Annotated in this window: 18 protein-coding genes; 14 read left to right on the forward strand and 4 right to left on the reverse strand. The window is 65.1% G+C overall.

The window, feature by feature from the left end; translation table 11 throughout:
• Positions 1–34: 34 nt before the first annotated feature.
• The 6 genes from R2834_16975 (at position 35) to R2834_17000 (ending at position 9,349) form a co-directional block, all read left to right on the forward strand.
• Entirely contained in the window at positions 35–796 is a 762-nt protein-coding gene (locus tag R2834_16975; GenBank protein MEZ4702029.1) for a Stp1/IreP family PP2C-type Ser/Thr phosphatase, read from the forward strand.
• A 68-nt stretch (positions 797–864) separates the two neighbouring features.
• Positions 865–2,889, forward strand: coding sequence for a serine/threonine-protein kinase (locus R2834_16980; protein ID MEZ4702030.1), 2,025 nt, complete (start codon positions 865–867; stop codon positions 2,887–2,889).
• Positions 2,890–3,057: 168 nt separating this feature from the next.
• On the forward strand, positions 3,058–4,065 hold the full coding sequence (locus R2834_16985) for a CsgG/HfaB family protein (GenBank protein MEZ4702031.1): 1,008 nt from the start codon (positions 3,058–3,060) through the stop codon (positions 4,063–4,065).
• 245 nt (positions 4,066–4,310) lie between these two features.
• Complete coding sequence (locus R2834_16990; protein ID MEZ4702032.1) at positions 4,311–5,378, forward strand: FlgO family outer membrane protein; 1,068 nt, start codon at positions 4,311–4,313, stop codon at positions 5,376–5,378.
• Between the two features lie 373 nt (positions 5,379–5,751).
• The gene (locus R2834_16995) at positions 5,752–7,002 is read left to right on the forward strand and encodes a DNA repair exonuclease (GenBank protein MEZ4702033.1); all 1,251 of its coding nucleotides are present in this window, start codon (positions 5,752–5,754) and stop codon (positions 7,000–7,002) included.
• Positions 6,992–9,349, forward strand: a complete 2,358-nt coding sequence (locus R2834_17000; protein MEZ4702034.1) for an AAA family ATPase — start codon at positions 6,992–6,994, stop codon at positions 9,347–9,349. Before R2834_16995 ends, R2834_17000 begins: the two co-directional genes overlap by 11 nt.
• Before the next feature lie 105 nt (positions 9,350–9,454).
• Here R2834_17000 and R2834_17005 read toward each other — a convergent pair whose 3' ends face one another.
• The 3 genes from R2834_17005 to R2834_17015 form a co-directional block, all read right to left on the reverse strand.
• A complete protein-coding gene (locus R2834_17005; protein ID MEZ4702035.1) occupies positions 9,455–9,892 on the reverse strand; it encodes a hypothetical protein in 438 nt (145 codons plus the stop codon).
• Positions 9,893–10,056: 164 nt separating this feature from the next.
• Positions 10,057–10,608 (reverse strand): hypothetical protein, encoded by a 552-nt coding sequence (locus R2834_17010; GenBank protein MEZ4702036.1) that lies wholly within the window; start codon positions 10,606–10,608, stop codon positions 10,057–10,059.
• On the reverse strand, positions 10,605–11,195 hold the full coding sequence (locus R2834_17015) for a hypothetical protein (GenBank protein ID MEZ4702037.1): 591 nt from the start codon (positions 11,193–11,195) through the stop codon (positions 10,605–10,607). The genes R2834_17010 and R2834_17015 overlap by 4 nt, the downstream gene beginning before the upstream one ends.
• Positions 11,196–11,379: 184 nt before the next feature.
• Between R2834_17015 and R2834_17020 the strand changes: the two genes are divergently transcribed.
• The 3 genes from R2834_17020 to R2834_17030 all read left to right on the forward strand — a co-directional run bounded on the left by R2834_17020 (position 11,380) and on the right by R2834_17030 (position 15,143).
• Entirely contained in the window at positions 11,380–14,088 is a 2,709-nt protein-coding gene (locus R2834_17020; protein ID MEZ4702038.1) for a serine/threonine-protein kinase, read from the forward strand.
• A gap of 10 nt (positions 14,089–14,098) precedes the next feature.
• A complete protein-coding gene (locus R2834_17025; GenBank protein MEZ4702039.1) occupies positions 14,099–14,698 on the forward strand; it encodes an ECF-type sigma factor in 600 nt (199 codons plus the stop codon).
• 70 nt (positions 14,699–14,768) lie between these two features.
• Positions 14,769–15,143 carry a hypothetical protein gene (locus R2834_17030; protein ID MEZ4702040.1) on the forward strand — a complete coding sequence of 125 codons (375 nt, stop codon included), beginning with the start codon at positions 14,769–14,771 and terminating at the stop codon, positions 15,141–15,143.
• Positions 15,144–15,187: 44 nt separating this feature from the next.
• Here the strand turns inward: R2834_17030 and R2834_17035 are convergent, their stop codons facing one another.
• Positions 15,188–16,729 (reverse strand): aminotransferase class V-fold PLP-dependent enzyme, encoded by a 1,542-nt coding sequence (locus R2834_17035; protein MEZ4702041.1) that lies wholly within the window; start codon positions 16,727–16,729, stop codon positions 15,188–15,190.
• A gap of 100 nt (positions 16,730–16,829) precedes the next feature.
• Between R2834_17035 and R2834_17040 the strand changes: the two genes are divergently transcribed.
• The 5 genes from R2834_17040 (at position 16,830) to R2834_17060 (ending at position 23,306) form a co-directional block, all read left to right on the forward strand.
• On the forward strand, positions 16,830–18,299 hold the full coding sequence (locus R2834_17040; protein ID MEZ4702042.1) for a PLP-dependent aminotransferase family protein: 1,470 nt from the start codon (positions 16,830–16,832) through the stop codon (positions 18,297–18,299).
• Positions 18,300–18,389: 90 nt separating this feature from the next.
• The gene (locus R2834_17045; GenBank protein ID MEZ4702043.1) at positions 18,390–19,790 is read left to right on the forward strand and encodes a T9SS type A sorting domain-containing protein; all 1,401 of its coding nucleotides are present in this window, start codon (positions 18,390–18,392) and stop codon (positions 19,788–19,790) included.
• A gap of 252 nt (positions 19,791–20,042) precedes the next feature.
• Positions 20,043–21,431 (forward strand): hypothetical protein, encoded by a 1,389-nt coding sequence (locus tag R2834_17050; protein MEZ4702044.1) that lies wholly within the window; start codon positions 20,043–20,045, stop codon positions 21,429–21,431.
• A 3-nt stretch (positions 21,432–21,434) separates the two neighbouring features.
• Positions 21,435–21,704: a hypothetical protein gene (locus R2834_17055; protein MEZ4702045.1), complete on the forward strand. Its 270-nt coding sequence runs from the start codon at positions 21,435–21,437 to the stop codon at positions 21,702–21,704.
• A 3-nt stretch (positions 21,705–21,707) separates the two neighbouring features.
• The gene (locus R2834_17060) at positions 21,708–23,306 is read left to right on the forward strand and encodes a sodium:solute symporter family protein (protein ID MEZ4702046.1); all 1,599 of its coding nucleotides are present in this window, start codon (positions 21,708–21,710) and stop codon (positions 23,304–23,306) included.
• Positions 23,307–23,319: the final 13 nt, after the last annotated feature.

Below are 23,319 nucleotides of genomic sequence, written 5' to 3' on the forward strand. Positions count from 1 at the left end.
GTTTTTTTCACCTATCCCGCTCTGTGCATCGCTCATGTCCTGGTGGAAGCATAAAAGATCGACCAACATCGCGTTCGGTGCCTCGACGCATGTGGGCCGTGTGCGCTCCGAGAACCAGGATGCGTACGGCTGCTTTCCCGAGCATGCCTCGAACGGGCACGGCGACCGCCTTTTCATCGTCGCCGACGGGATGGGAGGACATGCAGGTGGCAAGGAAGCCAGCCGCATCGCCATCGACGAGGTGCCGGGCGCTTTTTTTGATGCGCGCGGCAAGTCGGCCCACGACCGCCTCCGCGCGGCGTTTATCACCGCCAACGAGCGCATCTACACCAAGGCGCACTCGGAGGAAGGGTTCGAACGCATGGGCACGACCTGCACGGCCCTGGCGGTGATCGAAGGCCAGATCTGCATCGCACACGTGGGCGATACCCGCGCGTATCGCATCACGAACGACACGATCGAACAGCTCACGAACGACCATACCCTCGTCGAGGAAATGCGCCGCGAAGGGGTCATCACGGCCGACGAGGCGCGCGTGCATCCCCGACGCAACACCCTCACGCGGGCGCTCGGCGTAGAGCCGTCGCTGGAAGTCGATGTGTACGATGTAGGCGGCCTCAACGCCAACGATCGGTTTCTGCTCTGCTCCGACGGCCTCGCGGCCGTGACCAGCGAGGAGCTGATGCAGATCGTGCTGGCCGGCGATCCGCAGCAGGCTACCGAAAAACTGGTGGCGATGGCCAACGAGCGCGGCGGGCACGACAACGTGACCGTTGTGATCATTCATGTAAAGTGACGCGCTGAACCGGGTTTGCCCACACCGACCGCGCCGCTTCTGTCCCCGGAGAATCGGCGCACGTACCCATGCATGACGATCAATCGATCCTAGGAACCGTTATTGACGGGTACCGCATTCTCGAAATCATCGGGAAAGGGGGGATGGGGATTGTCTACAAGGCCGAGGATATCGCGCTCTCGCGCATCGTCGCCCTCAAGATGATCACCCCCGAACTGGCGGAGAACGAGACGTTCCTGAAACGCTTTCGCGCCGAGGCCCGCGCGCTGGCGCGCGTGGACAGCCCGTACATCGTGGGCATCCACGCGATGCGCCATTCCGAACAGCGGTTTTTTATCGTGATGGAATACGTCGAAGGCGGCACGCTCTTCGACGAGATTTCCGGCGGCCCCATGCCGCCCGATGCGGTGGGCCCCATCGTGCGGCAGATGCTCCTCGCGTTTTCGAACGCCCATCGCGTCGGCGTCATCCACCGGGACATCAAGCCGCGCAACATCATGCTCACGCCGGCGGGCCGGGTGAAGGTGACCGATTTCGGCCTCGCCAAGCTTCGCCGCGAAGACGATGCCACCACCGCCACCCAGGGCGGGATGGCGGGCACGATCCGGTATATGTCGCCGGAGCAGGTCAAGAATCAGAACATCGATCACCGCGCGGATATCTACGCGCTGGGCATGACCCTCTACGAGATGCTCGCCGGCGTGCTGCCGTTCGACCCCGAAGAAGGCGCCTACGCGATCCTCAAGCGCATCGTGGAGGACCCGGTCCCGCCGCCCACGCGGTTTCATCCGAACATCCCCGACGGATGGGTGGAGATCGTGCAGCGCGCCATCGCCAAGGACCCCGCGGAGCGGTTCCAGAACGCGGAAGAGATGCTCGATGCGGTGGAAGCGCTCATCGACGAGTCCGCCCCGGCCCAGTCCCCGCCGCCGCGGGTCGTCGAATCGGAGGCGAGCGTCCATGTGCAGGAACGCCCGGCGCCGCGGGAGACGCCGGAGGCGCGCGCAAAAAAACTCTTCGCTTCGCAAGCCGGCCGCGTCGCGGTGCCCCCGCAGCGACCGGACCCCGTGCTGCCGAAGCGGGAGCCGGCGCCGATGCCCGCACAGCGCGCCGCCGCGCCGATACCGGAATACGAACCGCCGCGCCCGCCCCGGCCCAAGCCGCCATTCAAGTCGATCCTCGGCGGCCTCCTCGTCGTGGCCGTCGTCGCCATCGGGTATCCCATCGTGCGCTCCGCGTTGAGCGACAAGCCGACGTATCCGGTGGATCCGCCGCCGATCGTCGAGCCGGCCAGCGTGCGCGTGACCACCTATCCGGAAGGCGCCCTCGTTTATGTGGACGATGCGCCCGTGGGCATCACACCGCTCGACCCCCAGAAGGCCAGTGGCGCCGTCAAGATTTCCGCCCGGCTCGACGGCTATGCCGATCGGGACACCACCGTCGTGGTGGACCGCGGCGAGGTGGACGTCCATCTCGTCCTCGCGGCGGTGCCGACGGCCTCCAGGACGCCGGTGACGCCCCGCCGAAATACCCCGCCCCCGCCCGCTAATCCGGACAACACGAACCCCACCGATCCCGTCCCGGCCACGCCGATGGGCAGCCTGCGCATGCGCGTCGAGCCGGCGGGGACGATGGCGGTGGTCGGGCATGAATACCTGGGCGGCGGGACGGTCGACCTCCCCGCCGGCACGCACCGGGTGCGGTGCTCGTCCAACGGGCTCAGCGCCGAAAAGGACGTGGTGGTTTCCGCCGGCGAGCCGGCGAGCGTGACCTGCTACACGATGCACGAGGTAACCATCGTCACACGCCTCAAGGACGGCAGTGCCGGCCCGTGGGCGCGCATTGTGATCGATGGCGTGGACACGGAAGAAAATACGCCGCTGGCGGACCATCCCATGGAGTCCGGCACCCATCGTATCCGCGTGCAGAAGTTTGGCTATCGGATCGAGGAGGGCGAACAGGAACTGGTGCTGCGCCCGACCTTCGAACGCCCGAACACAGTGCATACGCTCGAGTTTACCCTGATCGAGGAAACGGGCGGCGCACTCCGAACACGCCAGACTACCGGAAACTTTTCAGCGCCCGATCCATAAGGCCCCTCTTCAGCTCCTCATTTCGCACCACGTGCTGCGCCGGGCGTCTACATGGAATTCCTTCCGGGTTTCATGCCGGACTGCCGCTGTTCGCCCGCTCCTCGATGGCGCGTGAACCGCAAGCCGGCTACCTCATGGGCACCCTGTCACCTGCAACCTCTCTTTTGGATGAAACGACCTCTCTTTCTCGCCGTCCTCGGCGCTCTGCTCACCGTGAGCACCGCGCTCGCCCAGACCGAGTCGTTCGACGCCGCGCTGGCAGCCTATCAGCGCGCTGATTTCGACAAGGCCATCACCCTGTTCGCCGACGTGGCGGACAACGAAGCCCTGGCCAAAGGAGTGCGCAAGGAAGCGCTCCAGTATCTGGGCCGCTGTTACGTGGCGAAGCGCCGCGAAGGGGAAGCGCGCACCACGCTCGAGAACCTGATCGACCTGGAGCCGCCGATCATCGAACTGGACCCCGATGTCGAGCCGCCGCCCCTCATCCGGCTCTATTACAACGTCCGCAAGGAGCACGCGGATGGGTATGCGGTCGAGCGCCCCGATCCCGGCATGCAGACGCTCGCCGTGGTCGACTTCACCAACAGCTCGATCGATGACGCCGAGCGGTACGATGCGCTGTCGACGGGGCTCTCCTCGCTCATGCTGAACCAGCTGAGCGGGGCGACGGGCTTGAAGGTCATCGAGCGCGAACGCATCCAGTGGCTGCTCGACGAGCTGGACCTGCAGCAGGAAGCCGGCCGGGTCGATCCCGCGACGGCCGTGCGCACCGGCAAGCTGCTCGGGGCCAACGCCGTCCTGTTCGGCTCGTTTATCAAACACGGAAAAAACCTGCACCTCAGCGCGCGCCTGGTCAAGGTTGAGACCGGCGAAATCCTCATGACCGATCAGGTGGAGGGGCGCGCCGACGACTTCTTCGACCTCGCCAACCAGCTCAGCCTGAAGGTGGCCCAGGGCATCAACGTATCGCTCGAAGAGACGCCCGTCGGCGCCCGCACCGAGACGCGCTCGCTCGATGCCATGATGTCGTATTCCGAAGGACTCCAACTGCTCGATAGCGACGACTACCAGCGCGCCTACGCCAAGTTCTTGGAGGCGCTCGAGTTCGACCCGGGCTACACCCGCGCGAAAACCAAGGCCGAAAGCCTGCGTCCGCTCCTGGCCGTGAACGGGTGAGGAGTAGCGATTAGCGATCAAGGATTGGTGATTAGCGATTAGCGATCAAGGATTTGTGATTGGCGAGGGGGATAACCGTTTCCTCGCCCCCCCCTCATACCTCCTTGATCGCTAATCCTTGATCGCCAATCAAATGCTCCTCGAGACTACCTGAAACCCATCTCCGGTAGCCATGCCGGCAGTGGACGCGTGCGTATTCTATCCGAAGCCTCCCCACGGACTCACGAGGTCAAACCGGAAACGTCATGCGCACGCTCGAACTCTTTCTGCTCACTTTCAGTCTGCTCATCGCCGGCATCCTGCTCGCCCAGCCCGCAGGCAGGATCGGCAACCAGACGGCGGCAACCGCTGCGACCGATTCGACGCTCCTCAAGAAACAGCTGCGTCTGGCGATGACGGCGTATCAGGATGCGGATTTTAACCAGGCGATCGAGATTCTGGCCGATCTGTCCTACAACCCCGAGGCCGGCCGCATGCTGCGGCGCGACGCGCTCCAGCTGCTGGGCCGCGCCTATGTCGCCCGCCGGGAGGACGAGGCCGCCCGCCAGGCCCTGACCAGCCTGATGGATCTGGAGCCGCCCCAGATCGAACTCGACCCGGATATCGAGTCGCCCCAACTCATGCGCGTCTACTACGACGTGCGGAAAGCCTGCAACAGGGGCTACGGGCTCGAACACGTCAGCCCCGGGATGACCACCCTGGCCGTGATCGACTTCACCAACAGCAGCATCGACGACTTCGAGCGCATGGAGCCGCTGTCGAAAGGCTTCGCTTCGCTGCTCATCAACCAACTCAACGGCGCCTCGCAGCTCAAGGTTGTCGAACGCGAGCGCATCCAGTGGTTGCTGGATGAGCTGGATCTGCAGCAGGAAGCCGGCCGGGTCGACCAGCAGACGGCCGTGCGCGCCGGCAAACTGCTCGGCGTCCATGCCGTGCTCCTCGGCTCGTATATCAAACACGGAAAGAACCTCATGGTAAGCGCCCGCCTAGTCAGCGTCGAAACCGGCGAGATCCTCGCCACTGAACAGGAACAGGGCCGCGCCGAGGACTTTCTGGATATCGCCCAGAACCTGAGCTTGAAGGTGGCGAAAGGCATCAACGTCGCTCTCGAGGAGACGCCGGTCGGGGCCCGCAGCGAAACCCGCTCGCTCGACGCCATGATGTCCTACTCCGAAGGCCTCGATCTCCTGGAGACGGACGATCTGCGCGCCGCCTATGAGAAATTCCTGGAGGCGCTCGACTACGACCCGAGTTATACCCGCGCGAAGCTCAAGGCCGAAAGCATCAAGCCGCTTCTGGCGGTCGCCGGCTGATCGTATTTTTGGTTCGATGTTTGTTGTTCAGGGTTCGAGGCGTCCAGACGGATGGCTCGAACCCTGAATAATTATAGATCGAACAAACGGCCGCATGGGATCCTTAAGGGCTTGAATGCATAGATGATAAGCGGTATTTTCTGTTGCCCTCTTGACTACGATCTCCTCCGGCCTCCCTTCGTACGACATTCGCGTTTCTGATTCCAGCACGCCGCATTGACGCCGAGATGTATTCCGTTTCGTTCTCGTAGTTGGGACCTGTTTAACACGGTTGGTAGACGTGTTCGGCGGCCTATTTTGATTGCCTTGACGGATTGTATCGTGGAGCAGCGCCTGTCGGGGAGGGGACCTTCGATCTGAAGGATACACGACCATGCATACCTTTCTTCATCTGGCGGACATTCATCTCGACGCCAGTTTTATTTGCCGGTCTCATTCGATGCGCGAACAATTGCGCAGCGAACTGCTTGCTTCGTTACAGCGCGCCGTCGATTACGCCATCCGGGAACGCGTCCTGGCCGTGTTCATCGTAGGCGATCTGCTGGAGGCGGAGCACCTTTCGGTGGAGACGGAGCAATTCCTGCTCGAACAATGCCGCCGGTTGGACGAAGCGCACATTCCCTGTGTCTATGTCGCCGGCGACCGCGACCCCGGCAGCCACCTCGCCCGGGCCTACGCCATGGCCTGGCCGGAGAGCTTCATCTACATCAGCGCCAACCAACCGCGCGTGATCGAATTGCAGGACGTCGACGGGACGCCCATCGTGCGGCTCGTCGGCGCCGGCCACGAGGCCGGATCCGAAGGCGCCAACCTGATCTCGGCCTACCCGGCCGCCAAAAGCGAGATTCCGACGTTCGGGCTGTTGCACGGCACGGTCGAAGGCGCCCGCGGCACCGGTAGCGAACCCCGCACGGCCCAGACCGCCGCCGCCTCGCTCAAGCGCCTCAACTACGCGTACTGGGCACTGGGGCACATGAATGCCAGCCAGCAAGTCAAGGACGTGCCAAATGCCTGGTACCCGGGCAGCCTGATGGGCCGGAGCGCCGAAGAAACCGGATTGCATGGCGGACTCCTGGTGTCGCTCGACGAGGACGGTGAGATCCAGGTGGCCTTCAAGTCGTTCTCCCGCGTCGAATGGGTCCAGCTCACGATCGACGCCCTCGTGGATGTGCAGGATTTTAATACCCTGGCGCAGCGCGTCGAAAAAGCGTTCAACGCGGCCATCGCCGCCGACGAGTCGATCCACATGCGCCTCGTCCAGGTGCGCCTCGAAGGCCCCTGCCCGATGGCCGACGCCCTGCGCAACGAGTCGCAGCGCGAAATGATCGAGGAGAAGCTGGCCCGGTACCTCAATGTCAATGAAGTCGAGATGCTGACCGAATGGGTTTCCCCGTCGGTCGATGTCGATTCGTATCGCGACGAGCCGCACCTGCTGGGAGAGCTCATCGGGATGATCAATCAATTGCGCGAAGCGCCGGAATCTCTGGAAGGGCTGGCGCCGGCATCGCTGGCCGGCCTCCAGGGCGAATCGGCCGAACGGCGCCAGTACGTCATGTCGCTGCTCCGCGATATCGAAAGCGAAGCGGTCGTACGCCTCCTGCAAGACAATCGCCATGCGCATTAATCGCTGCTCCATCAAGGCATTCGGTCATTTCAAGGACGAGGAGTTCAACGACCTCGATTTTCCGTTCGTGGTGGTCCACGGCGCGAACGAGGCCGGCAAAAGCACGTTCTTCCACTTCATGCGGTCGATGCTGTACGGCTTCGAGGGCACCGACCCGCAGCAGCTCCTCTATGCCCCCCGCGACGGTTCGCCCATCGAAGGCGAGATGCGGCTCAAGATGGACGACCGGTCCGACATCGTCGTCACCCGCACGTTCGACGAGCAGCCGCGCGGCCACCTGCTCAACGGGGTCCGCGACACCCTCGGAAATAACATGCTTCCGTTCATCTCGCACATCCCGCGCCGGGTGTTCGAGTCGGTGTACACGCTCGGCCTGTACGACCTCGTCCAGTTCAGCGGCGAGACGTGGGAGCAGATCCAGGACCGGCTGCTGGGCGGATTGAGCATGAAACATATCCGGCCGGCGCGCGAAGTCCTGCAGGCGCTGGAGAAGGAAGCCGGCACGTTGTGGCAGGGCGAATTGCAGAGCCAGTCCCAGGCGTCGCGCCTCGAGGCGCGCGAACGCGAACTCCAGAAACGCGCCCAGCAGATCCGCCAGAAAGAGGAACGTCTCCGCCGGCAGATGACCGAGCTGGTGACGCTCGAACGCAAGATCGAGGACCTCGAGGAGGAGCAGATCGTCCTGAAGGCCGAACGCCGTCGGATCCGCCGGCTCCTGCCGGTCCATCGCCTCCTCGACAAGATCGATACGCTCGAAGCGCGCGCCGGCGACATCGCGCCGTTCAAGTCGATCCCTGAGGATCCGCGCGCCATCATGGACACGCTCAACGAGCAGATCAACAACGAGCGCGCCCAGCTGGACTATGCCCGCCGCGACATCCGGTTCGCGCGCGACCAGGTCCAGAAGGTGGCGTCCGAGGTGCTCACCCGGCCGCTCAACAAGGAAATCATCGAGGCCATCCGCGCCTTCCCGGAGATCGAGTTCCGCCAGCACGTCTACGCCTGCCAGGAAGCCCTCGGGAGCCTGCGCGAGGTGAAGATGTACGCCAAGATGCTGGCGGTGCGCGTCTCGATCGGGAAGTCGCTCATTCCGTGGATCATCGCGCTCATCGCGGCGGCGATGTTCATCGTGTTCGGCATCATGAAGGACAGCCCCATCCTGTGGGTGGGCGCCGGCCTGTTTGTGTTCGCCGGCCTGAAGGCGTTCGAGGTGGCGGTGCACAACCGCAATGTCGGCGTCGACGAAGGCGAGGAGATGCCCGTGGTCGATGACTTCGAGGTCGAAGCCGAGGAGCATCGCGCCGCCATCACCGAACTGCTGCGCGGCATCCCTGTGCCGGCCGTTCGCCTGGCGAATCCGGATCTGGAGCTGGTGTCGGACATGGAGGGGCTCCGCTCGGCCCTGCTCGAATACGACGAGCTGATCCACCGCACCCACGAACTGGAGCAGGAATTCAAATCCCGCAACCAGACGGCCCTCAAGAAACTCAGCGCCATCGAAGAGCCGCTTCGCGCGCTCGGCGAAGGCGATCTGGACGAAGGCGTGCACGAACTGAAGGAGCGCCGGCAGTCCGCCCGGCAGCTCGCACAGTACCGTGAGACGCTGGAGCAGGAGCACCCGGACTGGGCCGAACTCAAGGCCGAGATCGAGGAGGTCAAGAAAAACGAGGGCTCCTGGTCGTTCACCGACGAGGACGTCGTCCGGATCGACGCCCGCATCGAACAGCTCGAGAACGAGCTGCGGGACATGTCGACCGAGCGTGCCGAACTCAAGAAAGACATCGAGGGCGCCCGGATCGACCAGTCGGTCCCGCTCATCGAGTCCGAAATCCGGCACATCCAGCTCCGCCACGCCGAGCTGCGTCGCCGGCGCGACCGCCTCTTCCTGCTATCCAACCTCATCAAGCAGGCGGACCACCAGTTCCGCATGAAGCATCAGCCGGAGGTTATTCGCCTCGCCGGAGACTACCTCGCGCGCGTCACCGACGGGCGGTACGACCGGCTGGGGATGGACGAAAACACGGGCCGCCTCGTGGTGTTTGAAAAAGGCGCCGAGACGGGCATCCCCGTCGGGCCCCCGCTCAGCCAGGGCACCGTCGATCAGATCTACCTCTCGATCCGCCTCGCCATCATCGACCACCTCGATGACGGCAAGGAACGGCTCCCGGTGTTCCTGGACGAGGTCTTCGTAAACTGGGACCTCGGCCGGCGGAAAAACGTCTACGGCATCCTCAAGCAGATGTCCGAGAGCCGGCAGGTCTTCCTCTTCACCTGCCACGACTGGCAGGCCGCCGAGTCCGTCATGGAACTCGACGCCCGCGAGATCCAGCTCCACGCGGCGGTGTGACGATCGTCCCCGGACGGTGTCCGGGGTTCATCGAAGGACGCCCCTGCGGGGCTGACGTACGTAAATCGGCGCGGGGCGCCCCCTCTGGGGCTGGTGCGGAGAGCGTTATTTGCGGAAGATGCCGAAGCCGAAGTAGCAGGGGTTGTCACTGCACTTGTACATCTTCACCTCGATCTGATACGCATCCGTCGAGGAGGGCTCGAACTTGACGATGGGCTGGTCGTCGTCGCTCGTGTCTTCCTTGATGACTTTGCCGGACTCGGTCAGGACCTTCACGTCGATGTCGCTGCAGTCGTTGTCGCAGGCCGCCGTAACGACGTATTCATCGTCGCTGCTGAAGGTGAACGTCCACGTATCGGTTTCTCCCTCGCGGATCGTGCCCATCACGTAGTTGCGTAGCTGGTAATCGCCCAGGTCGCTCACGACCGAGTAATGACGCTGGAGCTGGTCCCAGACCTGCTGGGCATAGGACTGGGCATGGATCGAAGCCGGCATGGCGGCCAGCGAAACCAGAATGACGACGAGGAGAGCGATGCGGCGCATGGCAAACGAAACGGAATGCTGAAATGAAGTACGCAATCCGTCACGCCGGCGCGTACGCTGTCAGCAGCGGGTATCGACCAGAAATCCGTTCCGTAAAAACCGGGCGCAGGGGAGCCGGCCGCCTGACCTGCAAAAAAGATCAGGCGGCGCCCCGTTTCTTGCGCCTACTGCGGCAACGGCACCACCGTGATGTCGTCGATGTTGGCCACAAACGCGCCCTCGGTGACGTTGACCGTCGTGGTGCCATCTTCGAGCGTCAGCGTCCCCGTGAACGTGCCTTTCACGATCGCATCCGTCTTCTCGACGACCGTGATCCGCACGGCAGCTCCTGCTCCGATGTACACCGTGTCATCCTGACCCGCGACGGCCTCGACAAAACGGACCTGCGTCGAATAGTCTTCGGGGGCCAGGAAGCCCTCGTCGATCGTCGTCGTCAGCAGCACGGCGCTTGCGCTGACCGGAAAGTTGGGGAGGCCGGCCGAGGCCACGCTCAGCCAGAACGCCCGGCCGTCGCTGGTCGTGAAGAGCGTCGAGGTGACCTCCGTGAAGTTGGTCCAGTCACGCCCGTCGATCTTCATGCGCATCCACGAGCCGTTGACGGCGTGGGCCGGCGTCTCGTCGAGCGGCGCTTCCGGATCGTTCGAGTCGCATCCCCCCGCGAACGCGACGAGGCCGACGAGCAGGAAAGGGAGCCATGGCGGCGTGCGATGCGTCATTTTTTCTCCCCGAAACGGTAGTGGATGCCCAGACCGAGCGAAATTGTGGAAAATCCTCCGTAATAGTCGAACGTGGCCAGCGCCAGTCCGAGTTCGGCGTTCACGAAGATGGGGGGGAATTCCTCATCCTTGAACAGCTTGGGCAGGCCGGTCTCGATGCCGGCGCCCACGCCGGCGCCGATGACGCTTTCGGATACCTTGCCGCCCAGAATCCCTAGATTCGTACTGTAGCGGTAGATGCTCGCGCCGCCATACCCGTAGAGGTCGTAGTTCTCGTTCCGATTGAACCGGTACCAGATCCGCCCGCCGACGTTGGTGACCGGGCCGAAAAAGCCCAGCACGGCCTCGGCCGTCAGGGTAGGGCTCATCTGCAGGGTGCCGCTGAGCCCGTACGCCGGCCACGCCGAGGCGAACCCGATACCGAACCGGCCGCCCTGGACGCCGACCGTCGCGTCGTCGTCGGGGATTGCCGTGTCGCCGGCCTGGGCATAAGAGGCCCGGGGCAGTACGATGAGCAGAAAGAGCGATAGGCCGACCACTGATGGAAGCAGACGGCGCAGAAACGAAGGTAGCGCGTGGTTGTTCATGTGCATGCCGGATACTAGTTTGCCTGATGACGAATGGGCCGGGATGACGCCCTGTCAGATCGAATCTCTCAGATCGAATCTGTCCGATTGTATCCGTCCGAACGCCCGATCCCGCCCTTCACTCCTAGATGCGGAATACGGCAGGTCGATTGTTCACCTGCCGGATCAGTGACCGCATTTTTTTATGAGCGACCTCTCGCACGACCGCCGTTTGCTCGACCTGCTGGATGCACTGTCCGACCTGGATCCTGCAGGCCGATCGGCGTTTCTGGATACCCACTGCGCCGACGAGCCGGAGTTGAGACGTCGCCTCGAGCGGCTGCTGGATGAGGATCACGCCGAGGCCCGGACGCACGACCTCGCCGCCTTCGATGCCGCGACCGAGGATACGCGCGCCGGCGCCGAGGCTGGCCCGTTTACGCTGCTCGAAAAAATGGGCGAAGGGGGGATGGGGACGGTGTACCGGGCCCGTCATAACCGGCTGGACAGGCAGGTCGCCGTCAAGTTCATCCGGTTCGGCCGGTTTGCAACCGAGGCCGAGCGCCGGCGCTTCACGACGGAGCAGCGCAGCCTCTCGCAACTCGCGCATCCGCATATCGTGACGATCTTCGACAGCGGTTTTCTGGACGACAACCAGCCGTACTTCGCGATGGAGTATGTCGAGGGGATGCCGCTCGGCGCCTATTGCGACGCGCACCAGCTCTCGATACGCCGGCGTATCGCCCTGTTCATCCAGATCTGCGATGCGGTCCAGCACGCGCACGACCGCCTGATCGTCCATCGCGACCTCAAGCCGGGCAATGTGCTCGTCCTGCCGGACGGGACGCCCAAACTGCTGGATTTCGGTATCGCCAAGCTGCTCGACGCCGACGACGACGCCTCGGCGGCGGCGGGCACCCGCATCATGACGCCGGATTATGCAGCCCCCGAGCAGATCGAGGGCGGGCCGGTGACGGTGGCGACCGACGTCTATGCGCTTGGCGTGGTGCTGTATGAACTGCTCGCGGGGCGCCGGCCCTTCCTGCAGGCAGGCTCTCGGAGCGAATGGCTCCGCGCCATCCTGGAAACCGAACCCGCGCGCCCGTCGACGATCGTCTCCGACGAGGCCGGCGCACCGCGTCACGCCACGCCGGCCCGGCTCCGCCAGACGCTGCAAGGCGATCTGGATACCATCGTCCTCAAGGCGCTCCAGAAAGAACCGTCCCGGCGGTACCGCTCGGCCCGGGAGATGGCGGAAGACCTCGACCGCTACCTGGCCGGCCGGCCCGTGCTCGCGCGGCCGGATTCGGTCGGGTACCGCGCCGGCAAGTTCGTGCGCCGGCATCGCGCCGGCATCGCCGCAGCGGCGGTCGTCGTGGGCATCCTCGCCGCGATGGGGGTGCTCTACGCCGTCAACGTCACGCGCGCCCGGGATGAGGCGGAGCAGGCCCGCGCACGCGCCGAGCGGGTCGCCAGCTTTACGCTGGACCTTTTTCGTCCCGCCGATCCCAACGTGGCGCAGGGCGATACGCTGACGGCCATCGAAATTCTGGATCGCAGCAGCGAGCGGCTGCTGCCGGCGCTGCGGGATGAGCCCGAGGTGCTCGCGGAGATGCTGGATGTGGTGGGGGGGATCTATGGCGGCCTCGGCCGTCCGGCCGACGCGACGCCGCTCCTCGAACGCTCCGTCAGGCTACGGCGCGCCTGGGCGGACGAGCGCCCCGAAGAGCTCGGCGAGAGTCTCGCTCACCTCGCGGAGGTCGAACTCATCGGCAACGTGGTCGATTCGGCCCGTGTCCATCTGGAGGAGGCCTATGCCCTCACCGTGAAGGCGCACGGGGCCGGCGGGGTGGAGGTGGGCGGCGTGCTGGACCTCCTCGGGCACACGGCCTTCGCCCAGGCGCGGTACGACGATGCGGATTCGCTCTTCCGGGCCGCGATCGGGGCGTTCGATGCGGCGCCGGTCGATGCGGATCAGGCCGCGCTGCGGCGGGGGCTGGCTTCGGCGCTCAACAACCTCGGCGGCGTGCTGTTCATGCGCCGCGAGCTGGCGTCCTCGCTCGAGGCCCTCAACCGCGCGCGCTCCCTCTATGAGGCCATCCACGGCGACACCCCGCACACCGATCTCATCGTCATCCACAATTCCCTCGGCAACGCGTACCGGCTCACGGATTCGCTGGACGCCGCGATACGGGAATTCGAGCAGGCGCTCGACATGTCGCGGGCGCTCCTCGGGCGCCATGCCACCACGGCGACCATGGCGAGCAATCTCGGCGTGGCGCTGCTCGACGGCGGCTGCGGCACGGACGTACGCAGCCTCTTCGAAGAGGCGCGCTCGATTCGGGAGCAGGTGCTCGGCGCCGGCCACCCGAGTCTGGCCATGACGGTCTACAACCTGGGCGTCGCCGTCCAGCGCTGCGATGGCGACCCGGCCCGCGCCATTCCGTTGCTGGAAGATGCGGAGCGGCGGCTCGTCGCGGCGACGAAGCCCAACGATCTCCGCGTCGCGACCAGCCGGCATCAGCTCGCCGAGGCGTACCGGGAGGTGGGCCGGTATGGAGAGGCCCTCGCGAAGTCGCGCCAGGCGCTGGCCGCGCGAACCGCGCAGCTCCGTGAACCCAATCGCGACATCGGCCGTTCCTACTCCTCGCTGGCGCTCGCGCATGCGGCCGCCGGCCGGCCGGACTCCGCCGAAGCGTACGCCACCCTCGCCCTCGACCAGTTCGATCGCCTCGACACGCCGGACATTGAGGCGCAACGCACGACGCTGCGCGTCCTCGGCGAAGCGCTCCAGGCCCGGCGCCGGTGCCCGGACGTGTTAGCGCTGTTTGCCCGCTATCGGGAGGCGCTCGAAGACTCGGGCAGCGAGCAGGCCGCCATCGACCGATTGCGCCGGACCTGTTCGGACTCCTGATTTCGCACCTATGCCCACGCTTCCATCCGCTTTTTCTGACGAGGCCGACCCCGGGACGGTGACCGTGCTCCTGCTCCAGGCGGAAGCCGGCGAGGCGGGGGCCTGGGATGCGCTGTTCAGCCTCGTTTATCCGTATCTGCGCAACGCCGCCGCGCGCGCGCTCGAACGGGAGCGCGGCGACCACACGCTGCAACCCACCGACCTCCTCCACGAGGCCTACATGCGGCTGGTGCACCAGGACAAAGCGACCGCCCGCAATCGCGCCCATTTTTTTGGGATCTGCGGCCGGTGCATGCGCCAGATTCTCGTCGACCATGCCCGCGCCCGCAACGCACAAAAACGCGGCGGCGACGTGCAGATCCTCTCGCTCGATGCGCGCATCGATGTCCCGGAGGTCGCGAAGCCCGAATACGTGCTGCTGCTCGACGAGGCGGTCGAGCGGCTGGAGCAGATCGACGAACCCCGCGCCCGGCTGGTGGAAATGCGGCTTTTCGCCGGCCTGACCCTCGAGGAAGCGGCCGTTGCGCTCAACACGACCTATAGCACCGCCCGCCGGCGCTGGGAGGCGGCCCGGCTCTGGCTTCAGGATTATCTGGAACGCGCGGCCTGACGCCGTGCTGTAACATCGCGGGACCCCCGTGCGTGTTGCCAGCACCATCCCATCAAACCGAGGCCGCTGTATGCGATACACGCGTTACGTCATTCCGATTCTTGTCGCCGCGTGGATCGCCGGCTGTGCCGTCCTCGATGGCGATCTCGATGTCTACGAGGGCACCTACGATGTCGGGTTCGAGGTCAATGCCTTTCAGCCGTGCGACGAGACGGAGACATGGTGGGTCGTCGGCCCCAACAGCGCCGTCGATCGGCTTGTGGACCAGACCCTGGCCGTCCGGGCCGCCGACTCGACCCGCGCCAACGCGCCGGTGTTCGTCCGCCTGCAGGGCAAACCGGGACCGAGCGGCCAATATGGTAACACGGGCGCCTACGAACGCGAGTTTTCGCTCCAGGATGTGCTTGAAGTGCGCACCTTCCGCGAAGGCGATTGCGGCTCGTGAGGATGCCCGGGGCCTGTCATCAATCCGGCCGGCATCCTCGCCGATCAGGGGGGATTGGCTGCGGACGTGGGTGCGCGCGTGCCTGGTTCAAGGGCATCGGCGGCATCCCGGAGTAGCTGGATCGCCAGATCCACCTGCGCGCGATGCGTCCGGTAGCCGAGGACGGCGAGGCGGATCGTAAAACGGCCGTCGATGCGGGTCGAAGACAGAAAGACGCGGCCATCCCGTTGTAGCCGGTCCACGATGGCCTCATTGAGCCGGTCCGCTTCTTCCGCCGACGCCCCAGCCGGCGCCCGGCGAAACGCGACGACCGAAAGATCCGGCGCAGGACCCACTTCGAAGCCGGCTTCGGCGATCCGTTGGTGGAAATACCGGGCCAGCAGCAGCTTCTCTTCCAGAGCGGCCCGAAACGGATCCGTGCCGAGCAAGGCGAGCGGTAGCCACATCCGCAGCGCCCGGAACGGTCGGCTCAGCTCCGGCGACAGCTCTCCCGGCGAGAGCGACGCCTGGTTTGCGGCATCCTGGAGGCACGCCCCCGTCAGATCGTGGGGCGGCAGCAGAAACCGCGTCTCCCGAACCAGCAGAATGCCGAGACCCCAGGGGAGGAAGAGGCTTTTATGCGGATTGAGGATGACCGAGTCCGACCGCTCGATGCCGGACATCCGACGCCGGCCTTCATCCGTCAACAGAAAGAAGCCGCCATACGCCGCGTCGACATGCAGCCAGCAGCCTGCCTCGCGGGCGATATCGGAGAGGGGGGCGATCGGGTCGATCGCGCCGGTGTCGGTGGTGCCGGCGGTAGGGGCGACCATCCACGGAAGCAGACCGGCCTCGCGGTCGGCCTGGATCGCCTGTGAAAGGGCATCAGGCCGCATGCGGTGCCGCTCGTCCATCGCCACGCGGCGGATGATCGCCTCGGCCATGCCGGCGACCCGAAGCGCCTTGTCCATCACCGGATTGGTCTGCTCGGTGAGGTAGACGACGGCGCGGTGGTAGTCCGCGGCGCGCAAGCCGTGCGCCTCCCGGGCCGCGGCGATCGCGCTCAGTATGGCGAGGCTTCCTCCCGAGGCCAAGTAGCCGCCGGCGGTGTCCGGGTAGCCGACCAGATCGGCCGTCCACCGGACCATCGCGTTTTCGAGCTGCACCAGCCCCGGCCCCGTCTGCGCCATCCCGGAATAAGCGTTTGTCGCCGCGGCCAGGTAATCGCCCAGGGCGGCATGGAAGAGTCCGCCGCCGGTCAGGTACGCGAAATGGCCCGGCGCCGACGGGGAAGCCCCGCCGTGGAAGATCTCCCCCTCCAGATAGCGCCGGACGGCGTGGATGGACATCGCGCCGGGGCCTATCGGTGGAACCGGCTCGCGACCGGTATGCGTGGTGAACGCCGGCAGGGTGTCGACGTCTTCCACATAGCGGCGGGCTACCGCGTGCGTCATCGCCCAGAGCGCGTCGCGGGTGGACGCATCGGCCTCGAGCGCCCGTCCGGCGCGGGCGAAGGCGTCAAGGCGGTCGGTTATCTCCATCCTATCGAGCATCATGAATTCCGTCTGGCTGGCGGCGTGGTGTGCGTGGTCGAGGCGAGGTGCCATCGGTGAGTTCGGCCGTTGGCAGAACGCGTGAACGGTCCAAACGTAGGAAGGAATTGGTCTGTATAGAAGACCAATAATGGATGGATACACTGGACCAATTATGCCTTCAACCGCGACCCCCGATCTTGTGCTGACGCCGCGCTCGCCCGACGAGCCGGCCTATCGATGGCTCTGCGACGCGCTCCGGGGCGCCATCCTGGGCGGCCGGCTGCGGCCGGGCGTGCGGCTGCCCGCCTCGCGCGAGCTTGCGCGGACGTACGGTCTGTCGCGCGGGACCGTCGTCACGGCGTTCGAGCTGCTTCAGGCCGAGGGGTATCTCGAAGGGCGCGTCGGCGCGGGCACCTATGTTTCCCGAACGCTGCCGGACGCGCTGCTGCAGGTGGAGGAACGACCTTTGGGTAAGGCAACGCCGGCAACGGCCACCCCGGGCAATGCCGCGTTCAGCCGGCGCGTCGTGCTGATTCCTCCCGTCGAGCCCCATTCGCCGCGCGCCTTCCGGACCAACCTGCCGGCGATCGATCTCTTTCCGATGAAGCGCTGGGCGCGGGTCGCGAACCGCCGCCTGCGCCAGATGCCGCATGCGCTGCTCGAAGGCTGTGCGCCGCTGGGGTATCTGCCGCTCCGCGAAGCCGTAGCCGAATACCTGCACACCTCCCGGGGCGTCGAGGCGGAGCCCGAGCGCATCGCCATCCTGTCCGGCGTCCAGGAAGCGCTGGATCTGCTGACGCGCCTGCTCGTCGACCCGGGCGGGCGGGTGGGGCTTGAAAATCCGGGGTACGTGGGCGCGCGGCGGGTGTTCGAGGCGCAGCACGTGGCGATGGTCCCGATCCCGGTCGATGCCGACGGGATGACCGTCCCGGCCGGCGCTCCGGACGTGCGCATGGTCTACCTGACGCCCGGCCACCAGGCCCCGCTGGGCATGAGCATGAGCCTCGCCCGCCGGCTCGCCCTGCTCGAGTGGGCCCGTGCGACCGACACATGGCTTATCGAAGACGACTACGACAGCGAATACCGCTACGCCGGCCGGCCGCTGCCGGCGCTCCAGGGGCTGGATCGGCACGGCACCGTGATTTATGCCGGCAGCTTTAGCAAGGTGCTGTTCCCCGGCTTGCGGCTGGGGTACCTCGCCCTGCCGGCCGCGCTGGTCGACCCGGTTGCGGCGGCGCGCTCACTGACGCAGCGGCATGCGTCCATCCTCGATCAGACGGTGTTGTGCGATTTTATGACGGAAGGCCATTTCAGTCGGCACGTCCGCCGGATGCGCGGGGTCTATGCCGAACGGCTCGGCGCGCTGGCCGAGGCTGCGGAGCGGATGCTCGCCGGCCGGCTGGAGGTCGTCCGCGTCGAGGCGGGGCTGCAGACGGTCGGTTGGCTGGGCGATGGTCTTGATGCGCGGGCCGTGGCGGACGCGGCGCGAGCGGCCGGGATCGACGTGTACCCGGTTTCCGGTGCCTGCCTGCGCCCACTGGGGCGTGAGGGGCTGCAGTTGGGTTTCGCGGCCGTCTCGCCGGCAGCACTGCGGCGCGGCGTCGAACGGCTGTCGGAGATCCTGAACCGCCTTGCCGGATAGGGCGCTGCGTCGTACTGTTAGGAGCGCCCACCACGTCAGCTGAGCCTGGCGAAGTATCTGTCCTGAACGCGTTCGTCTTTCTACGAATCCATGAAAACCACCTTCCTGGCCACCCTGCTTATTTTTCAAGTGAGCACTGTTATTGCGCAGGGCGGCCCGCCGCAATTCAATAGCGTGATCACGGCGCTCGAATTCGACGCGGAAGGGCGACTCTATGTCGGTGGTTTCTTCAGCGAAGTCGCCGGCATGCCTGCTGTTGGACTCGTCCGCTGGGATGGCGCCGCCTGGGAGCCGCTTGGGGATGGAACCATGGACGTCGGCGCCATGCGTTTCGTAGGGGATACCCTGTACGTCGGGGGCGAAAATCTCGACCCGCATGCGAACCATGAACAGGTGGCCCGGTGGACTCCGGAAGGCTTCGAACCGTTTGGGACGTTTCGGCACCGATGCTGTGGAAGCCCAACCATCTACGCAATCGAAGCCGATCCCAACGGGGGCCTGATCGTGGCTGGCAATTTTACCGAGGTCGACACCTTTTTTGAGGCGAACAGCCTGGCGCGGTGGCGCGACGCGCAGTGGGAAACCATTGGGGCGCGTATCGAGGGGACCATCATCGTGGACGATGCTATGGACGCGGTACTTGGCGTGCTGACCGATAGCCAGAACGTGTACATCGCCGGACTCTTTGATCGCGTGGGGACGCTGGAGACGGGCGGCCTGGCGAAGTGGACCGGTAGTGCCTGGGAGGGTCTTGCGACAGGTCCGGAGAGCGTCTATGTGCTCGTCTTCGGGCCTGAAGGGTCATTGTACGCGGGTGGCGGTTTTACCGATATCGATGGAAAGGAAATCAATCGGATCGCACGATGGGATGGAACGGCCTGGGAGCCGCTTGGCGCGGGTATCGATGGAGAGATTCTGTTCGGATCGGGGGTATCCGCGTTGGCTGCCGATGCCGAATACGTTTATGCCGCCGGTGATTTTGAATCCGCTGGGGGGATTCCGGCGAACAACATCGCCCGGTGGGACGGTCAGTCCTGGGAGCCGCTGGGGGGTGGACTAAATTCGAGAGTCGACGTGCTCCGGGTGGGACCGGACGGTTCGCTCTACGCGGCCGGCTTTTTCACCGAGGCCGGCGGCGTCCCGGTCTCGCAACTCGCCCGATGGGACGGCGAACGCTGGCACGCGGTCGGCATCGTGGCGCCGGTAGGGACGGAGGAGGTCGATCCCGCGCCAGGCGATAGGTTCAGCCTCTTTCCGAATCCCGCAGATAGCCGTTTTACGGTGGGGCTGGACGTATCCGAGTCCGGTCCGGTGCGCGTTCTCCTCTACGATCTCCTCGGCCGGCACGTCGCAACACCGCTCGATGCCTGGCTGCCGGCCGGCTCGCACCGGATGCCCATCGACGTAAGCCCGCTGTCCGCCGGCATCTACCTCGTTTGGATCGAACATGCTGGCCAGCGGAAGACCAGCATGCTGAGGGTGATCCACTAGCGGCAACACGCGTCGTTTGCGGATGCCTGGACGATGGCATGATCGCCCATCCGGTTCGTACTCGTATTCGATCGATCTATCTCGAGTACGAGCACGAATTACTCCCACACCCCCACAGGCTCCTTGCCGGTTGATTATCTGCCCCCGCGGGCGGATCTTTGACAGCCCGTTCCCATCATTCTCCTGGTCGGCCGTTTCGTGCAGCTTTCCGTTCGCGATATCCGGGGTTTCATCCTCAACATGCACACCCGCATGCCGTTTCAGTATGGCCAATCGACGCTGACGGTCGTGCCGCATCTCTTTTTGCAGGTGGATCTGGAGGTCGATGGCTACCGCCAGCTCGGCGTCACCTCGGAGGGGCTGCCGCCGGGATGGTTCGAAAAAACGCCCGGATTGACCTACGATACCGAGATCAAGCGGATGATCGAGTCGATTCGGCTCGCGAGCCGGCTGATCGAGGGGCAACGGTTCTCGTCGGTTTTTGCCCTGTGGATGCGGCTTTACATGGGGATGCAGGCAGCCTCCGATGCGCCGTCCCTGCTGAAGTCGTTCGGGATCAGCATGATCGAGCGCGGCGTGATCGATGCGTTTTGCCGGCTGCTCGACCTCCCGTTTGCGCGCGCGCTCTACGAAAACGCCTTCGATATCGACCTCGGGAGCATCCACACCTGGCTGTCCGGCCTGGAGCCCGCCGATCTGCTCCCCTTCGAGGCGATGCCGCACCAGTACATCCGCCACACCGTGGGCATCGCCGACCCCATTCGCGAGCGGGAAATCAAACCGGAGACCTGCGTGACGGACGGCCTGCCGCAGTCGCTCGAGGCCGCCATCGAGACCTACCGGCTGCGGTATTTCAAGGTGAAGCTCGCCGGCGACGTCAAGCAGGACATCGCCCGGCTCGGCGCCCTGTGGGACGTGCTCAGCCGCACGGTCGACGGCACGTTCCACCTCTCACTCGACGCCAACGAGCGCTTCCGCACGACGCTCGACATGCGGGACTATTTCGCGACGCTCCTGCAGGACATGCATGTGCAGGCCCTCTTCGACCACGTCCTCTATCTCGAACAGCCGCTGCACCGGGATGTCGCGTTCCAGGATCTGTCCATGGCGCTGCCCTCGGGCCTGGAGTCGCTGCCGATCGTCATGGACGAGTCGGACGGCGAGTTGACCAGCCTCAGCCGCGCCCTCGACGCCGGCTACGCCGGCACCAGCCACAAGAACTGCAAGGGCGTCATCAAGGGGATCGCGAACGCGTGCCTGCTCGCCCGCCTGCGTAAAAACGACCCGGATCACCCCTTCCTGCTCACCGGCGAGGATCTTGCCAGCGTCGGCCCGATTGCGATGCTGCAGGATATGGCCGTATCATGCACCCTCGGCATCCGGCACGTGGAGCGCAACGGTCACCACTACTTTACAGGCCTGAGCATGTATCCGCCGGAGGTCTGGGACGACGTATTAACCCACCACTCGACGCTGTACGCGCGGCATGAGGATGGATTCCCCACGCTGCGCATCCAGGAAGGGCGTATCTATACCGAAAGCGTGATGTCCGCGCCCTTTGGGTACCGCCCCGTCTTCGATCCCGCCCCGTACACACCGCTCGAAGCCTGGAACAGCGCTTCGCTCAACCGAACGGAATAAGACATGCCGCAACAACAAGCCGGCGCCGAAAAAAGGAAACGGCTCGGATTGATCCTCACCGTGGCCATGGTGTTTGCCATGCTGATGGGCCCCGGTCCGGGCCTGCGCCTCATCAATCCGGATATCAACGACCCGAACGCCACGTACATCGTGGGCGGCATTCCCATCGTGTATGCCTGGGGGCTTTTCTGGTTTGCCGTGCAGGTCGCCATCGTGATGATCGCGTATTTCTCACTGTGGCGCCACGACGACGCCGTTGAGGCGGAGGGCTGATCGATGGAAAATCAGGTCATGTCGGATCTGGGCCAGATGGCCTACTTCGTGCTCGCCGGCTATCTGCTGCTGCTGCTGGGCATCGGCTTCGTGGGCTACAAGCGGAGCCAGGTCGGCGAAGAAGACTATTACCTCGCCGGCCGCGGTCAGGGCTGGCTCGTATCGTCTTTGACCATCATGGCGACCTTCTTCAGTTCGTTTGCTTTGCTGGGTGCGCCGGGCATGGTCTATCGCGATGGCGTCGTCTTCGCGCTGTTTGCCCTGAACGTACCCCTGAGCGGGGCGATGATCTATGTGCTGGGCAGCAAGATCCACCGGATCGGGAAGGCCCGGGGCTTTGTGACGCCGGCGGATATGCTGTGCGACTATTACGAGAGCCCGGTCGCCCTGCGGCTGCTGGTTGCGGTCACGGGCTTTCTGTATGCGGTGCCGTATGTGGTCATGCAGATCCAGGCCGGCGGTATCCTGGCCGAGCAGCTGTTTCCCGGGGACAACAGCTTTGTCGTCGGCGCGATCCTGCTCTCGCTGATCACGATGCTCTACATCATGATCGGCGGCATGCGCAGCGTGGCGTGGACGGACGTGATCCAGGGCGGATTGCTCGTGTTCGGCATGCTGGTCGCCGGCGCGGCCACCGTCGCGGTGCTCGGCGGCGTGTCGGGCTTCTTCCAGAGCGTCGCCGAACTGCCGGCCACCTCGCTCTCGGTGCCGGGCACGACGGGGTACTGGACCCCCGAGATGCTCTTTACCGTGTGTTTCTTTGCCTCGATGGGGTCGATGGTGCAGCCGGCGCAGTGGATGCGCTATTATTCGGCCAGCTCCACGAGCACGCTGCGGCGAAGCGCCGTGATCTTTACCGTCGTCCTCACGATGTGCTTCCTGTTCGGCATCATGCTGGTCGGTCTCGGCGGACAGGTGCTCTACCCGATCCAGACCGGCGGGCCGGTAGTCCTCCCGAATCCGGCGGTCGGTACGGCGCCCGGACAGTTCGATCAGATCCTCGTGGTGCTGATCAAGAACCATCTGCCGCAACTCCTGGGCGTCGCCGGCAGCGCGCTGGCGGCGATCATCATGGTCGCCATCATGGCCGCGGCGATGAGTACGGCGGACAGTAACCTGCACGCCCTCAGCGCCATCATCACGCGCGATATCTACGACCGGTTTATCGACCCCACGGCCTCGGAGGCGCGGCGCACCTGGGTGGGTCGCCTGATCATCTTTTTTGCCACCGGGCTGGCGCTGCTGATCGTGATCGTAAGCCGTACCAGCGCCACCGTCAATCTGGTGGGCATGATCGCCCAGCTGGGGCTCCTCGCCATCGCGTTCTCCAGTCAGTTGCTGCCCATGGCGTTCGATATGCTCTTCATAAAACGGGGTACGAGACAGGGCGCCGTGGCGGGGATCGTCGTCGGCCTCGGGATCGTTTTTTTGCTCAGTCCGTTATGGCCGTCGATCCTTGGCGGCGGGAGCGACGCCCTCACCCAGTTCCGCACGATTCTGGATATCGGCGCCTGGGGATTGCTCGCCAACGTGGTCGTATTTGGCGTCGTGTCGGCGATGACGCGTCAGCAGCCTGTATCGGAAACCAAACTCGGCGCTTGAAGCCGTCCGTTCC

Source organism: Rhodothermales bacterium (assembly GCA_041391505.1).
Classification (GTDB): domain Bacteria; phylum Bacteroidota; class Rhodothermia; order Rhodothermales; family JAHQVL01; genus JAWKNW01.

Bases quoted from the DNA above. Each gene is read 5' to 3' on its own strand.
- R2834_16975 (MEZ4702029.1), top strand. From the start codon at position 35: ATGTCCTGGTGGAAGCATAAAAGATCGACCAACATCGCGTTCGGTGCC.
- R2834_16980 (MEZ4702030.1), top strand. From the start codon at position 865: ATGCATGACGATCAATCGATCCTAGGAACCGTTATTGACGGGTACCGC.
- R2834_16985 (MEZ4702031.1), top strand. From the start codon at position 3,058: ATGAAACGACCTCTCTTTCTCGCCGTCCTCGGCGCTCTGCTCACCGTG.
- R2834_16990 (MEZ4702032.1), top strand. From the start codon at position 4,311: ATGCGCACGCTCGAACTCTTTCTGCTCACTTTCAGTCTGCTCATCGCC.
- R2834_16995 (MEZ4702033.1), top strand. From the start codon at position 5,752: ATGCATACCTTTCTTCATCTGGCGGACATTCATCTCGACGCCAGTTTT.
- R2834_17000 (MEZ4702034.1), top strand. From the start codon at position 6,992: ATGCGCATTAATCGCTGCTCCATCAAGGCATTCGGTCATTTCAAGGAC.
- R2834_17005 (MEZ4702035.1), bottom strand. From the start codon at position 9,892: ATGCGCCGCATCGCTCTCCTCGTCGTCATTCTGGTTTCGCTGGCCGCC.
- R2834_17010 (MEZ4702036.1), bottom strand. From the start codon at position 10,608: ATGACGCATCGCACGCCGCCATGGCTCCCTTTCCTGCTCGTCGGCCTC.
- R2834_17015 (MEZ4702037.1), bottom strand. From the start codon at position 11,195: ATGAACAACCACGCGCTACCTTCGTTTCTGCGCCGTCTGCTTCCATCA.
- R2834_17020 (MEZ4702038.1), top strand. From the start codon at position 11,380: ATGAGCGACCTCTCGCACGACCGCCGTTTGCTCGACCTGCTGGATGCA.
- R2834_17025 (MEZ4702039.1), top strand. From the start codon at position 14,099: ATGCCCACGCTTCCATCCGCTTTTTCTGACGAGGCCGACCCCGGGACG.
- R2834_17030 (MEZ4702040.1), top strand. From the start codon at position 14,769: ATGCGATACACGCGTTACGTCATTCCGATTCTTGTCGCCGCGTGGATC.
- R2834_17035 (MEZ4702041.1), bottom strand. From the start codon at position 16,729: ATGGCACCTCGCCTCGACCACGCACACCACGCCGCCAGCCAGACGGAA.
- R2834_17040 (MEZ4702042.1), top strand. From the start codon at position 16,830: ATGCCTTCAACCGCGACCCCCGATCTTGTGCTGACGCCGCGCTCGCCC.
- R2834_17045 (MEZ4702043.1), top strand. From the start codon at position 18,390: ATGAAAACCACCTTCCTGGCCACCCTGCTTATTTTTCAAGTGAGCACT.
- R2834_17050 (MEZ4702044.1), top strand. From the start codon at position 20,043: ATGCCGTTTCAGTATGGCCAATCGACGCTGACGGTCGTGCCGCATCTC.
- R2834_17055 (MEZ4702045.1), top strand. From the start codon at position 21,435: ATGCCGCAACAACAAGCCGGCGCCGAAAAAAGGAAACGGCTCGGATTG.
- R2834_17060 (MEZ4702046.1), top strand. From the start codon at position 21,708: ATGGAAAATCAGGTCATGTCGGATCTGGGCCAGATGGCCTACTTCGTG.